The organism is Pleomorphomonas koreensis DSM 23070 (assembly GCF_000425185.1).
In the GTDB taxonomy this organism is placed as follows: domain Bacteria; phylum Pseudomonadota; class Alphaproteobacteria; order Rhizobiales; family Pleomorphomonadaceae; genus Pleomorphomonas; species Pleomorphomonas koreensis.
Window position 1 is genome coordinate 25,581 of record NZ_AULH01000005.1, and the last position, 13,268, is coordinate 38,848.

The following is a 13,268-nucleotide window of genomic DNA, read 5'->3' on the forward strand; positions in this document are numbered from 1 at the left end:
CAGGGTGTTGCCGGCTTCCGTCGCCGCGCCGGCGCGCGCTATGATCGCCACCGACCAGCACGGAGACAGGACCATGCCCGACAAGCCCCCCATCGGCCCGACGACCCGGCTCTGCATGTCGCTCGCCGCCCGCCCCGGCAAGTTCGGATCGCGTTTTCACAACCGGCTCTACGAGCTTCTCGGTCTCGACTACGTCTACAAGGCGTTTACAACCAAGGACCTGCCGGCGGCGATCGGCGGCGTCCGGGCGCTCGGCATCCGCGGCTGCGCCATCTCCATGCCGTTCAAGGAAGCGGTGATCCCGCTGCTCGACCATATCGAAAGCTCGGCAGCGGCCATCGACAGCGTCAACACCATTGTCAACGATGACGGCTGGCTGACCGGCTACAACACCGACTACAGCGCCGTGCTCGACCTCCTGGACCGCGCCGAGATCGCGCCGTCGACGCCCTTCCTGCTGGCCGGCTCCGGCGGCATGGCCAAGGCGGTGGCGGCGGCGCTCCGCAATCGCGGCCATCGCACCGGCGTCGTCGTGGCGCGCAACGAGACTAGCGGCAAGGCGCTGGCCGGGCTCTACGGCTTCTCATGGGCGGCAACGGCCGAGGGGCTCTCGGCGCCGCTGGTGGTCAACGCCACGCCGGTCGGCATGGCCGGCGGCCCGGAGGCCGATGCCCTCGCCTTCCCGCCCGCCGTCATCGAGGCGGCAGAGACGGTGTTCGACGTGGTGGCGCTGCCGGTGGAGACGCCGCTGATGCGGGCGGCCGAGAAGGCCGGCCGCAAGCGCATTTCCGGCGCCGACGTCGCCATCCTGCAGGCACTCGAACAGTTCGTGCTCTACACCGGCGTCCATCCGAGCGAGGCAGAGGTGAAGGAGGCCGCCGCCTTCGCGCGCGGCGGCTGAGCGGTCAGGCGGGCGCCGCCTGCGCCTCGATCAGACGGAAGACGATGGCCGAGGTGGCGCCGGCGACGATGAAGGACAGGCCGGAAAAGACGGTGTTGAGGATGAGGGCCGGCAGTTCCCGCCCCGTCAGGTCATCCAGCCCGGTGAGATGGAGCACGGCCACGGCCAGAAGGACCACCAGGACGACGGCCAGGAAGCTGGCGATCGCATAGACGAACCAGAAGCCGAGGATCTTCAGCCGATGGCCCTTGGTCATTGCGCCGCTGATACCGATGCTGTCGAAGACGCCGACCCGCCGGACCACCAGGATCGGCAGGGCGAGCGAGAAGGCGGACCAGGCGAACAGGCCCGGCAGGATCACCAGCAGGAGCCCCAGCGTCACAATGATGGTCAGCAGGATCGACAGGCCGAGATAGGCCCAGAACCGCGAGAAGCCGACCCGCAGCGCATCGGCCGCCGGCACCGGCATGCCGTCGAGGCGCATGGCGGCGGCGTAGATGGCGGCGCACTGGACGAAGCACAGCGCCACGAAGACGGCGAGCGAAAAGGCGCCGGCCATCAGGCCGGTGCCGAGGCTTTCGGCGTCCGGCCCGTGCAGCAGCCCGTATTGCAAGAGGTTGAGCAGCAGCGCGAAGCCCGTGAAGCCAAGCCACAGCGAGATCGACTCCTGCCCCAGCGCCTTGGGCAGCAGCCCGAACACCCTGCCAATGGTGAATTCTTCCGCCCCGCGCATTGCTGCCCCCTTCTCAATCAACCCGACCGCCAGGATAGCAGATATCGCCGCAACCAACAGGCGAGAAAGCGGGGACGGTGGCGGCGTTCACAGGCGGCGTGTCAGCCGTAGCGGCGGGCCGCTTCGAGGGCGAGGCCCATGCCGACCGAGCCGAACACGTTGCCGGCGACGGCCCGCGCCTCCGGCACGGCGGCGAGGATGGCGCTGCGCACGTGTTCCAGCCGGGTGGAGCCGCCGGTCAGGAATACCGCGTCGATGGCGTCGGCCGTGACGCCGGCCGCCGCGAGGCAGGCGCCGACGCGCTCGCCGATGCGGCGGGCCAGTTCGCCGGTGTGGCGAACGAGGCCGGCGTGATCGACGGCAGCGGCAAGGCCGCCCTCCAGCCAGTCGAGCGGCACCGTGGCGGCACCGTCCTCGGCGACGGCGATCTTGGCCGCCTCGACCCCGATGGCCAGCGCATGGCCGCGCTCGTCGTCGACCACCCGCATCAGCCGCTGAATGAGCTGCGGCTCGGCGGCCCGCCGTTCGAGATCGACCAGTTCGCGATGGATGCGCGGCTCGTAGAGGCGGTTGATCGCCGACCATGTCGAGAGGTCGTGGTAGTAGACCGAGGGCACGTCGATTTCGCCGCGGGCCAGCCTGGAGCGGAAGCCGAGGAGCGGCATCACCGTACCGAGGCTCAGTTGGCGGTCGAAATCGGTGCCGCCGATGCGCACGCCGTCGCTGGCCAGCACGTCGGCCGCCCGCTCGGCCTTCTTCGCCCGCTCGGGACCGAGGCGGACGATCGAGAAGTCGGAGGTGCCGCCGCCGATGTCGGCGATCAGCGCCAGTTCCTCGCGGTCGAGCTGGCGCTCGTAGTCGAGGCTGGCGGCGATCGGCTCGTACTGGAAGGACACTTCCTTGAAGCCGAGATCGCGGGCGATGGCGTCGAGCGTCGTCTCGGCGAGGCGGTCGGCCTCCGGGTTGCCGTCGACGAAATGCACCGGCCGGCCATGCACGAGATGGGTGAGCGGCTGGCCGGCCGCCGCTTCGCCACGCCGCTTCACCTCGGCGAGATAGCGCTTCAGCACGTCGCGGAACTTGACGCGGCTCCGGCCGACCAGCGTCGTCTCCTCCATCAGCGCCGAGCCGAGCACCGACTTCAGCGCCCGCATCAGCCGGCCGTGCTCGCCGCCGACATAGGCGGCGACGGCGGCCCGGCCGACCGAGATGGTGCCGTCGTAATGATAGAAGGTGGCGCTGGGCAGCGTGTCCTCGCCGCCTTCGAGCCGCACCATGTCCGCCCGGCCGCCGGCGACGACGCCGAGCGTGGTGTTGGACGTGCCGAAATCGAGGCCTGCCGCCGCCATGACCGCTCTCCGAAAAAATGGGGGCGGTCTCCCTAGCGCTTTGCGGCGGTGAACGCCAGCCCCGAAATCAGGCGAGCAGGAAGACGGACGCCGTGAGCGACAGCAACACCAGCACGGCTGGCAGCGCAAAGAGGCCGCCGAGGAGCGGCGGCTCGGCCGCCACCTCTTCCAGATGGCGGCGCATGCCGGCGAGGCGGTGCCCGGCAACGAAGGCACGGGTGTGGACGGCCCCGAATTCCCGGAGCACGGTATCTTGATACTGGTTTCGACGCATGACAAACCACCAATGAACTTCTAGGAACCTGCCACGATCAGGGTTAAGAGCCCCTCAACGACGGCGACGAGGCCGCAACCGACGCCGCTTGACCCGGAACACATGAAGAACGAGATTGGCGCCGAGGCCTTGGGCGTGGCACACTCCGGGCGCCGCGAATCATCTTCGAATGACGGCGGGCGGCGATAGGACGAAGACGGAACGCATGGAAAAGGACGACCTGTTCGGAGCTATCCCGTCGCCGGAGCGCGCGGCAGCGGCTTCCGCGCCCGTGGCGGCGCCCACTCGCGCGGCCAGGACGGCGGCGCGGTCGCGCGCCGAGGCCGCCGCACCGGTGGAAGCGGTCTACGACGCGTCGGCGATCGAGGTTCTGGAGGGACTGGAGCCGGTGCGCCGGCGGCCGGGCATGTATATCGGCGGCACCGACGACAAGGCGATGCACCACCTGTTCGCCGAGGTGATCGACAACTCGATGGACGAGGCGGTGGCCGGCCATGCCTCGTGGATCGAGGTGCGCATGGACGCCGACGGCTTCCTCACCGTCAACGACAACGGCCGCGGCATTCCCGTCGATCCGCACCCGAAGTTTCCCGGCAAGTCGGCGCTGGAGGTGATCCTCTGCACGCTGCACGCCGGCGGCAAGTTCGACAGCAAGGTCTACGAGACCTCCGGCGGCCTGCACGGCGTCGGCGTCTCGGTGGTCAACGCCCTTTCCGAATGGCTGGACGTCGAGGTGGCGCGCGGCCGCCAGCTCTACAAGCAGAGTTTTTCGCGCGGCGTGCCGCAGGGCGGCCTGCAACGGCTCGGCGAGACCATGAACCGGCGCGGCACCAAGACGCGCTTCAAGCCGGACCCGCAGATCTTCGGGCCGGACGCCCGCTTCGAGCCGGCGCGCATCTTCAAGATGGCCCGCTCCAAGGCCTATCTCTACGGCGGCATCGAGATCCGCTGGTCCTGCGATCCCCAGCTGGTCGAGGGCACCAAGACGCCGGCCGAGGCGGTGTTCAAGTTTCCCGGCGGCCTCAAGGACTTCCTCGTCGAGGCGCTCGATGGCGAGAAGCGGGTGGCCGACGACATATTCGCCGGCCGGGTCGGCACCGGCGGTCACGGCACCGTCGAATGGGCCGTCTCCTGGTTCGCCGGCGACGGCTTCGTCAACTCCTATTGCAACACCATCCCGACGCCGGACGGCGGCACCCACGAGCAGGGCTTCCGCCTGGCGCTGACCCGCTCGCTGAAGGCCTATGGCGAGATGGCCGGCAACAAGCGCGTCGCCCAGGTGATGCCCGACGACGTGATGACCTCGGCCGGCGCCATGCTGTCGGTGTTCGTGCGCGAGCCGGAATTCGTCGGCCAGACCAAGGACAAGCTCTCCACCGGCGAGGCCGCCCGCATCGTCGAGACGGCGGTGAAGGATGCCTTCGACCACTGGCTGACCGCCTCGCCGCAGCAGTCCGGCCGCCTCCTCGACTGGATCGTCGAGCGCGCCGACGAGCGCCTCCGCCGCCGGCAGGAGAAGGACGTGCTCAGGAAGAGCGCCGTCCGCAAGCTGCGCCTGCCCGGCAAGCTCGCCGACTGCACGCAGAACGCCGCGCAAGGGTCGGAGCTGTTCATCGTCGAGGGCGATTCGGCCGGCGGCTCGGCCAAGCAGGCGCGCGACCGCGCCAGCCAGGCGGTGATGCCGCTCAGGGGCAAGATCCTCAACGTGGCCAGCGCCGGCCGCGAGAAGGTGACGGCCAACCAGCTGCTGTCCGACCTCCTTCAGGCGCTCGGCTGCGGCACCCGCACGCACTATCGCGAGGACGATCTCCGCTACGACAAGGTGATCGTGATGACCGACGCCGACGTCGACGGCGCCCATATCGCCTCGCTGCTGATCACCTTCTTCTACCGCGAGATGCCGCAACTCATCCGCGGCGGCCACCTCTATCTGGCCGTGCCGCCGCTCTATCGCCTCACGCACGGCGGCAAGACCATCTACGCCCGCGACGACGCCCACCGCGAGGAGCTGCTCAGGACCGTCTTCAAAAACAAGAAGCCGGAGATCGGCCGCTTCAAGGGCCTCGGCGAGATGATGCCGTCGCAGCTCAAGGAAACCACCATGGACAAGAAGACGCGCACGCTCTTGCGCGTCGTGCTGGTGGAAGACGAAGCGGAGCGGACGGCCGACTCGGTGGAGCGGCTGATGGGCAACAAGCCCGAGGGCCGCTTCCAGTTCATCCAGGAGAATGCCGAGTTCGCCGAGGACCTCGACATCTAGCGCTCGCTCAGCCGAGGTCGCTGCCCGCCACGTAGAGGGCGGCCAGCGCTTTGATACCGGCCTCGTCGCCCTCGTCGAAGCGGCCCGGCGATGGACTGTCGAGGTCTATGACGCCCAGCACCCGGTCGCCGGAGAGCAGCGGCACCACCAGTTCGGAGCGCGAGGCGGCATCGCAGGCGATGTGGCCGGGGAAGGCGTGGACGTCGGGGACGAGCACGCTGTCGCGCCGCGCCACGGCGGTGCCGCAGACGCCCTTGCCGACCGCGATGCGCACGCAGGCCACCCGGCCCTGGAACGGACCGAGCACCAGTTCGTCGGGCGTCTTCAGGAAATAGAAGCCGGCCCAGTTGAGGTCGGGCAGATGCTCGTGGAGGAGCGCCGACAGGTTGGCGGCGTTGGCGACGGCATCACGCTCGCCGGCGAGAAGCCCGCCAAGCTGGCCGGCGAGTTCGCGGTAGAAGGCCGGCTTGTCGGCCGCCTCGATCTTCCGGGCAACGTGCATGGGCGGTCCTTTCGCCGTTCGGGGCGGCGAGCATAGCAGACGGGGCGCCGTTGTCAGGCCAGATGGACAACACAGTAGTTCGCCGCATGTTGCTCGGCGGGACTACTTGTCGGCCGTATCGTTAACCCACCAGATCTCCGGGGATTGCCGAGGTTGAGGCGACGGCCGGCCGGTCGTTCATCGTCATGCGTCAATAATAGTCCGGCTTTGCGGCAGGATTTGATTGACATGCCGGAGATTCAACCTATGTTCTCCCGTCGTATCCGGATCGCTATCCGTCGAGCCGGAACCGCGCGGATTCGGCAGCCTCCCGGCATTTCGAATCCCCCAATCCAAGAGACCGCACACCACATGAATTTTACTGATCTCGGACTGAGCGCCAGCGTATTGGCGGCCGTTGAAGCGGCCGGCTATACGACTCCGACGCCGATCCAGGCCGAAGCCATCCCGCACGCCGTCGCCGGCCGCGACGTCATCGGCATCGCCCAGACGGGCACCGGCAAGACCGCCGCTTTCGTGCTGCCCATGCTGACGCTCCTGGAGAGCGGCCGCGCCCGCGCCCGCATGCCGCGCACGCTGATCCTCGAACCGACGCGCGAACTCGCCGCGCAGGTCGAGGAGAACTTCATCAAGTATTCGATCAACAACAATCTCAACATCGCGCTGTTGATCGGCGGCGTCTCCTTCGACGACCAGAACCGCAAGCTCGATCGCGGCGCCGACGTGCTGATCGCCACGCCCGGCCGGCTGCTCGACCACTTCGAGCGCGGCCGGCTGCTGCTCACCGGCGTCGAGATCCTGGTGATCGACGAAGCCGACCGCATGCTCGACATGGGCTTCATCCCCGATATCGAGCGCATCTGCAAGCTGGTCACCAAGAACCACCAGACGCTGTTCTTCTCGGCCACCATGCCGCCGGAGATCCAGGCGCTGACCGAAAACTTCCTGAACAACCCGGTGCAGGTCGAGGTCGCCAAGCCGGCGACCGCCGCCGCGACGGTGGCCCAGCGCCTCGTCGTCTCCGGCTCGGAGGATTTCGAGAAGCGCGAGACGCTGCGCGCCCAGATCGCCGCCGCCGAGGACCTGAAGAACGCCATCGTGTTCTGCAACCGCAAGCGCGACGTGGCCGTGGTGTTCCGCAGCCTGGTCCGCCACGGCTTCAACGTCGGCGCCCTGCACGGCGACATGGACCAGCGGGCGCGCATGGCAACGCTCGACGCCTTCAAGAAGGGCACGCTGACGCTGCTCGTCGCCTCCGACGTTGCCGCCCGCGGCCTCGACATTCCCGACGTCAGCCACGTCTTCAACTATGACGTGCCGATCCACGCCGAGGATTATGTCCACCGCATCGGCCGCACCGGCCGTGCCGGCCGCTCCGGCACGGCGGTGATGCTGGTCACCCAGGACGACGAGAAGCACCTTTCCGCCATCGAGAAGCTGATCACCACCGACATCGAGTGGATCGGCGATCCGATCGTCTTCGACCCGGAGGCGCGCAAGCGCTCGCGCGGCCGCAAGAGCGCCGAAGGCAAGGAACCGCGCCGTTCGCGCAGCAAGACGGCGGACGGCGAGGAAGCCCGCTCGCCGTCGCGTTCGCGCCGCACCCGCCAGAGCGCCGAGGACGGCGAGGCGGTCGTCGAGGAGACGCCGCGTCCGAGCCGCGCCCACAGTTCCCGCGCCGAGCGCGAGCCCAAGCCGGAGCGCGAGCCGAGGCAGGAGCGCGAGCCGAGGCAGGAGCGCGAGCCGAGGCAGGAGCGTGAGCCGAGGCAGGAGCGTGAGACACGTCCGGAACGGCAGCGTGCCGACCGGCCGCAGCCGGTCAGGGCCGGCGAGCGTCCGCGGCCGCAGTCGCGCCGCGACAATGACGACGGCCCGACGGTGGTCGGGCTCGGCGATCACGTGCCCGCCTTCCTCCTGAGGCCGGTGCGCGTCGCCAAGACGGCCAACTGAGCCGCCTTCCTGTCCTGCCATCGAACGGCGGCCCTTCGGCCGCCGTTGTCGTTTTCCGGGGGGCGCGAAACGCATCGGAGGGCGGAAGAATCCGCCGTGCCGGCCGGGCCGGAACGGCGGAAAGGCTCAAATTGCACAAGGGCCATGCACCTTTGCTTAACGCTCAATTCATGCCTGCCGTTTATCAACATGCAAGACAGGCGAGAGGCGACGGGCGGAGAGCATGACGCAACGGGAAGAGTTTCTGCGAACGATCGGCTACGGTGAGGCGGCCGTCGCGCAACTCCGGCGCAACGAGAACGCGGCCTATCCCAGAAACTACGAGCTTTGGTACAATTACTGCGCCGGCTTCAACCATGCACTCAACCGCGCGGTGAACGACATCCTGCGCAGCAAGGGCCGCATCGACACGGCCGAACTCAGCGCCATCTATAACCAGCACATCTCGCCGTCGCGTCTCAGCGACCGCATCGAAGATGTCGGCGGCCGCATCTCCGGCGAGATCGAGGGCGTCGTGGCGGCGATGAGCCGGACGATGGCCGCCAACGCCAACTACGCCGGCACGCTGTCGGACGCCTCGTCCGAGCTGGGTGCCGGGCCGAACCTCGACCGGCTGCGCGGCATCGTCGGCGAACTGCTGGTCGCCACGCAGGAGACCGAGAAGGTCAACCGCGAGCTGGAGGGCCAGCTCGCCGACAGCCAGAAGCAGATTGCCGAGCTGAAGGAAAGCCTCGATTCCCTGCGCTTCGAGAGCCTGACCGACGAACTGACGACGCTGGCCAACCGCAAGCATTTCGATCAGTCGCTGGAGCGGGCCGTCGCCAACGCCGACGAGGCCGGCGGAGCGCTGTCGCTGCTGATCACCGACATCGACAACTTCAAGTCGTTCAACGACAGCTTCGGCCATCAGACCGGCGACCAGGTGCTGCGCCTGGTGGCGCTGTCGGTCAAGCAGGCCATCAAGTCGCACCACCTCGCCTGCCGCTACGGCGGCGAGGAGTTCGCCATCATTCTGCCGAAGACCTCGCTCGCCCGCGCCGAGACGCTGGCCGAGCGCATCCGCGTCACGGTCAAGGAAAAGGAGCTGAAGAAGCGCTCCACCGGCGAGACGCTGGGCTTCATCACCGTTTCGATCGGCGTCGCCACCTATCGGCCGGGCGACACCGCCGTGTCGCTGATCGAGCGGGCCGACACCGCGCTTTATCTCGCCAAGCGCGCCGGCCGCAATCGCGTCTGCACCGAGAAGATGCTTACCGACGCCGAAGACGAAGGGTAGCGCTCAGCGTGGCGCCGCCTGCCAGAGGCGGCGGGGCGAGCCGAAGACGCGGCCGGTCTCGACGAGTTGCGGCCGGCCATCGGCCGTCATCCTCATGTCGTAGGTGAGCGTGCCGGCCTCGGCCAGCAGCCGGCCGTCGAGAAGCGCGCCGGCCGGCCGGCACCAGGGCGGCGCTTCCAGGACCGACACGACAATCGACGCCAGGGCGCAGTCGTCGCCGAAGGCCGCCGGCTGCATGACGACGGAGACCGACGGCCGGCCGTCGGCGGCCGGCAGGAAGCAGGCCTCGGTGTCGCAGCGGGCATCGCCGCCCAACATATCGGCCCTCGCCGGATCGATCCCCACCGCCGCCAGCCAGACGTCGAGCGTGAAACCGCCCTTGCGGCCGATCTTGTGCCAGCCGCCGCCTGCGTCGCGGAGCAGCGCCAGCGAACCGTCGCCGGCGACGAACAGCCCCGGCGGCGTGGCGGCGCCGGCGAAGGCGAAACCGACCAGCACCGGCGCGAGGCCGAGCCAGCGCTTGCGGCCGCGCCACAGGCAGAGCCAGAGGCCGCCGGCCACCACGGCGAGCATGGTCCAGCCGTCCGGCCGGCCCCAGAGGCCGCCGCCCGGCGTCCACTCGGCGACGATGCGGGCGACGGCGATCATGGCGTCGATGCCGGCGCCCATCGCGGCGAGCGGCAGGCCGTCGAGGCCGAAGGGCATCAGCAGCGCGGCGATCATCGCCGCCGGCATGATCAGGAACGACACCAGCGGCTCGGTGGCGAGGTTGGCCAGCATGCCGAGCGGCGCCAGCCGGCCGAAGTGGTAGAGCGCCATCGGCAGCGTGGCGAGGCCGGCCACCGTGGTTGCGGCCAGCGCCGCGACGATCCACAGGCCGAACCGGCGCAGGACGCGGACGACCGGATTGACGTCGCCGGCCTCCGGCACCGCTGACCGGCGACTGCCATAGGCTTCGAGGCCGGCCATCAGTGCCACCACGGCGGCGAACGACATCTGGGCGCCGGGGTCCATCACCGCCTCCGGCGACAGCGCGAGCGTGACCAGCGCCGCGACGGCGATCACCCTGAGCGACAGGGCGCGGCGGTCGATCAGCACGGCGAAGAGCGACACCAGCACCATGATCATCGACCGCTCGGCCGGCACGTCCATGCCGGAGATGACGAAATAGGCGCCGGTGCCGAGGATGGACAGTACGGCGGCGATCTTCTTCACCGGCAGGCGCAGCGCCAGCGGCGGCACCAGGGCCAGGATGAGCCGCACGCCGCCGAACAGGAAAGCGGCAACGAGGCTCATGTGCACGCCGGAGATCGACAGCACGTGGAAGATGCCGGCGACGCGCATCGCGTCGTTGGTGGCGCTGGAAATGCCGGCGCGGTCGCCGACGATCAGCGCCGCGGCGATGGCGCCGGTGTCGCCGGGCAGCACGGCGCGGATGCGGCCGGCCGCCGCCATCCGCACCGTCTCGATGCCGGTCAGCACGGTGAGCCAGGCATCGGGCGGCGGCGCTTTCGGCCACGGCTTGACGGCGCCGTAGGTGAAGCCGCCGGCGCCGACGCCGGCGAACCAGGCGGTACGGGCGAAGTCGTAGCCGCCGGGCAGCGGCGGCGGCAGGGGCGGCGCGAGGCGGGCGAGCATGGTCACCGCCTCGCCGGGTCTCGGTACCACGCCGCGCGTGGTGACGCGGATCAGCGGCGGCAGCCCGTCGCGCGGGCGCGGCTCCATCTCGGCCGGCCGGACACGCAGGCGGGCGGCGCCCTTGCCGCGATCCTCGACGGCCATCACGTGGCCGCGCACCGTCATCGTCCGCTCGAAGGACAGCACCGGATGGGCGGCGAGCCGGGTCATCAGCGCGGCGTGCAGGAAGCCGAGGCAAGCGAGGCCGACCAGGATGGCCAGGAGCGACGCCGCGACGCGGCGGCCGACCACCAGCGCCAGCAGCGCGCCGAGGCCGGCCAGCGCGATTTCGACGGCGGACGGCTCGCCGGACGGGGCGAAATAGCCGGCGGCGCCGACCGCGGCGGCGACCGGCCACCACAGGAAGCCGCGGCCGTCGTCGAGGTCGCGGGCAAAGGATTTGCGCAAGGCGGCAAGGCTTTGCCGACCCCGCGCGCCGGCGGCTACCCGGCGGCGCCCGCCGGCCTTGATGCCCGTCTCCGTCCCGACCGTCACGCTGGCCGCCTGTTTCGATCGCTTTGCCGGTGCGCCGCGCGATCTTGTTTTGCGAAACGCGCGGCTTTCCTGTAAGACGCCGTCCACGCAACGGTTCGGCCGGCGACGCCCGCCGCCGCCTCCCCAGCCGCCCTCCGGCCTTTTTCGGAACTATCGTCGATGTCCACGCCCGTCGTCACGCGTTTTGCGCCGTCTCCCACCGGTTTTCTGCACATCGGAGGTGCGCGGACGGCGCTCTTCAACTGGCTCTACGCCAAGCGGCACGGCGGCACGATGCTGCTGCGCATCGAGGATACCGACCGCGAACGCTCGACGCAGGCCGCCGTCGACGCCATCATCGACGGTCTCTCCTGGCTGGGCCTCACCTGGGAGGGCGAGCCGATCTCGCAGTTCCAGCGCGCCGACCGCCACGCCGACGTGGCGCGCGAGCTGGTGGCGGCCGGCAAGGCCTACTATTGTTACTGCACGCCCGAGGAACTGACCGAGATGCGCGAGAGCGCAAAGGCGGGCGGCCTGCCGCCGCGCTACGACGGCCGCTGGCGCGACCGCGACCCGTCCGAGGCGCCGGCCGGCGTCAAGCCCGCCGTACGCATCAAGGCGCCGCAGGATGGCGATACGGTGATCGAGGATGCCGTACAGGGCACGGTCACCTTTCCCAACAAGGATCTCGACGACTTCATCATCCTGCGCTCGGACGGCACGCCGACCTACATGCACGCCGTGGTGGTCGACGACCACGACATGGGCGTCACCCAGATCATCCGCGGCGACGACCACCTGACCAACACGGCGCGGCAGAAGATCATCTACGACGCCCTCGGCTGGGAGATGCCGAAGGTGGCCCACATCCCGCTGATCCACGGGCCGGACGGCGCCAAGCTCTCCAAGCGCCACGGCGCGCTGGGCGTCGAGGCCTATCGGGCCATGGGCTACCTGCCGGTGGCGCTTCGGAACTATCTCGTCCGCCTCGGCTGGGCGCACGGCGACGCGGAAATCCTCTCCACCGAGGAGATGATCGCCCTGTTCGACCTCGAGGGCATCGGCCGCTCGCCGTCGCGTTTCGACTACGGCAAGCTCGAGAACCTCAACGGCCACTATATCCGCCAGACGCCGGACGACGAACTGGTCGGTCATGTCATCGCGCTGCTCGACCACATTCCGGAGGGCGCGCGCCTCAAGGCCAGGCTTGACGACAAGGTGAAGGCGCAACTGGCCGCCGCCATGCCCGGCCTCAAGGAGCGCGCCAAGACGCTTCTGGAGCTGATCGACAACGCCAGCTTCCTGTTCGCGAGCCGGCCGCTCGTCCTCGACGACAAGGCAGCCGCCCTGCTCGATCCGGCCGGCCGAACGGCGCTCGCCACGCTGCTGCCCCGCCTCGAAGCGCTGCCCGAGTGGACGGCGGCCGCCACCGAAGAGGCGGTGCGCGCCTATGCCACGGAAGCCGGCCTCAAGCTCGGCAAGGTGGCGCAGCCGCTGCGCGCCGTCGCCACCGGCCGCAGCACCTCGCCGCCGATCTTCGACGTGCTGGCCGTGCTCGGCCGCGACGAGGCGCTCGGCCGCATCCGCGACGCGCTGACCGACTGAAAGCCGCTTGCAGGCTCTGAACGAATCCCGCCCCGCCCGGCCCTGCCGCGGCGGGGCTTTCACTTCCCCGCGAGGAAGAGAGAACGGGTGCCTTCCCCGCCCCCGAAAGTCGCCGATAGCGACCAGTGAAAAACCCGCCGAAACAATAACTCGCCGTCGGCAATCGGGTTCCCGACCTTCGCCGAAATGGCAGACCCGACCTCCTATTCGAAGGCTTGCCGCAGTAGGGATTTTCCGCTACGTGAAGATCGACAGACTGGGAGGTTG

The 13,268-nt window shown here is 69.5% G+C and carries 10 protein-coding genes; 5 read left to right on the forward strand and 5 right to left on the reverse strand.

Going from position 1 to position 13,268, the window contains the following annotated elements; genetic code table 11:
- Nucleotides 1-73: 73 nt before the first annotated feature.
- Nucleotides 74-901: a shikimate 5-dehydrogenase gene (locus H512_RS0101860; protein ID WP_026782077.1), complete on the forward strand. Its 828-nt coding sequence runs from the start codon at nucleotides 74-76 to the stop codon at nucleotides 899-901.
- 4 nt (nucleotides 902-905) lie between these two features.
- Here H512_RS0101860 and H512_RS0101865 read toward each other — a convergent pair whose 3' ends face one another.
- From H512_RS0101865 to H512_RS0101875, 3 genes are all read right to left on the reverse strand, one after another.
- Nucleotides 906-1,634, reverse strand: coding sequence for a YciC family protein (locus H512_RS0101865; protein ID WP_026782078.1), 729 nt, complete (start codon nucleotides 1,632-1,634; stop codon nucleotides 906-908).
- A 101-nt stretch (nucleotides 1,635-1,735) separates the two neighbouring features.
- A complete protein-coding gene (locus tag H512_RS0101870; protein WP_026782079.1) occupies nucleotides 1,736-2,983 on the reverse strand; it encodes an Hsp70 family protein in 1,248 nt (415 codons plus the stop codon).
- A gap of 67 nt (nucleotides 2,984-3,050) precedes the next feature.
- Entirely contained in the window at nucleotides 3,051-3,257 is a 207-nt protein-coding gene (locus H512_RS0101875; protein ID WP_156899305.1) for a hypothetical protein, read from the reverse strand.
- A 205-nt stretch (nucleotides 3,258-3,462) separates the two neighbouring features.
- Here H512_RS0101875 and parE point away from each other — a divergent pair, with 205 nt between their 5' ends.
- Nucleotides 3,463-5,517, forward strand: coding sequence for a DNA topoisomerase IV subunit B (gene parE / locus H512_RS0101880; RefSeq protein ID WP_036789681.1), 2,055 nt, complete (start codon nucleotides 3,463-3,465; stop codon nucleotides 5,515-5,517).
- Between the two features lie 7 nt (nucleotides 5,518-5,524).
- Here the strand turns inward: parE and H512_RS0101885 are convergent, their stop codons facing one another.
- The gene (locus tag H512_RS0101885; RefSeq protein ID WP_026782082.1) at nucleotides 5,525-6,019 is read right to left on the reverse strand and encodes a GAF domain-containing protein; all 495 of its coding nucleotides are present in this window, start codon (nucleotides 6,017-6,019) and stop codon (nucleotides 5,525-5,527) included.
- Nucleotides 6,020-6,370: 351 nt separating this feature from the next.
- Here H512_RS0101885 and H512_RS0101890 point away from each other — a divergent pair, with 351 nt between their 5' ends.
- Both H512_RS0101890 and H512_RS22180 read left to right on the forward strand, forming a co-directional pair.
- On the forward strand, nucleotides 6,371-7,969 hold the full coding sequence (locus H512_RS0101890) for a DEAD/DEAH box helicase (protein ID WP_026782083.1): 1,599 nt from the start codon (nucleotides 6,371-6,373) through the stop codon (nucleotides 7,967-7,969).
- Between the two features lie 223 nt (nucleotides 7,970-8,192).
- On the forward strand, nucleotides 8,193-9,245 hold the full coding sequence (locus H512_RS22180) for a GGDEF domain-containing protein (protein ID WP_036789688.1): 1,053 nt from the start codon (nucleotides 8,193-8,195) through the stop codon (nucleotides 9,243-9,245).
- A 3-nt stretch (nucleotides 9,246-9,248) separates the two neighbouring features.
- Here H512_RS22180 and H512_RS22185 read toward each other — a convergent pair whose 3' ends face one another.
- Nucleotides 9,249-11,417, reverse strand: coding sequence for a ComEC/Rec2 family competence protein (locus H512_RS22185; RefSeq protein WP_053239492.1), 2,169 nt, complete (start codon nucleotides 11,415-11,417; stop codon nucleotides 9,249-9,251).
- A 159-nt stretch (nucleotides 11,418-11,576) separates the two neighbouring features.
- Between H512_RS22185 and gltX the strand changes: the two genes are divergently transcribed.
- On the forward strand, nucleotides 11,577-13,001 hold the full coding sequence (gene gltX / locus H512_RS0101905) for a glutamate--tRNA ligase (protein WP_026782084.1): 1,425 nt from the start codon (nucleotides 11,577-11,579) through the stop codon (nucleotides 12,999-13,001).
- The last annotated feature ends 267 nt before the right edge of the window (nucleotides 13,002-13,268 follow it).

Bases quoted from the DNA above. Each gene is read 5' to 3' on its own strand.
- H512_RS0101875 (WP_156899305.1), bottom strand. From the start codon at position 3,257: ATGCGTCGAAACCAGTATCAAGATACCGTGCTCCGGGAATTCGGGGCC.
- H512_RS0101870 (WP_026782079.1), bottom strand. From the start codon at position 2,983: ATGGCGGCGGCAGGCCTCGATTTCGGCACGTCCAACACCACGCTCGGC.
- H512_RS0101885 (WP_026782082.1), bottom strand. From the start codon at position 6,019: ATGCACGTTGCCCGGAAGATCGAGGCGGCCGACAAGCCGGCCTTCTAC.
- parE (WP_036789681.1), top strand. From the start codon at position 3,463: ATGGAAAAGGACGACCTGTTCGGAGCTATCCCGTCGCCGGAGCGCGCG.
- H512_RS0101890 (WP_026782083.1), top strand. From the start codon at position 6,371: ATGAATTTTACTGATCTCGGACTGAGCGCCAGCGTATTGGCGGCCGTT.
- H512_RS0101865 (WP_026782078.1), bottom strand. From the start codon at position 1,634: ATGCGCGGGGCGGAAGAATTCACCATTGGCAGGGTGTTCGGGCTGCTG.
- H512_RS22180 (WP_036789688.1), top strand. From the start codon at position 8,193: ATGACGCAACGGGAAGAGTTTCTGCGAACGATCGGCTACGGTGAGGCG.
- H512_RS0101860 (WP_026782077.1), top strand. From the start codon at position 74: ATGCCCGACAAGCCCCCCATCGGCCCGACGACCCGGCTCTGCATGTCG.
- gltX (WP_026782084.1), top strand. From the start codon at position 11,577: ATGTCCACGCCCGTCGTCACGCGTTTTGCGCCGTCTCCCACCGGTTTT.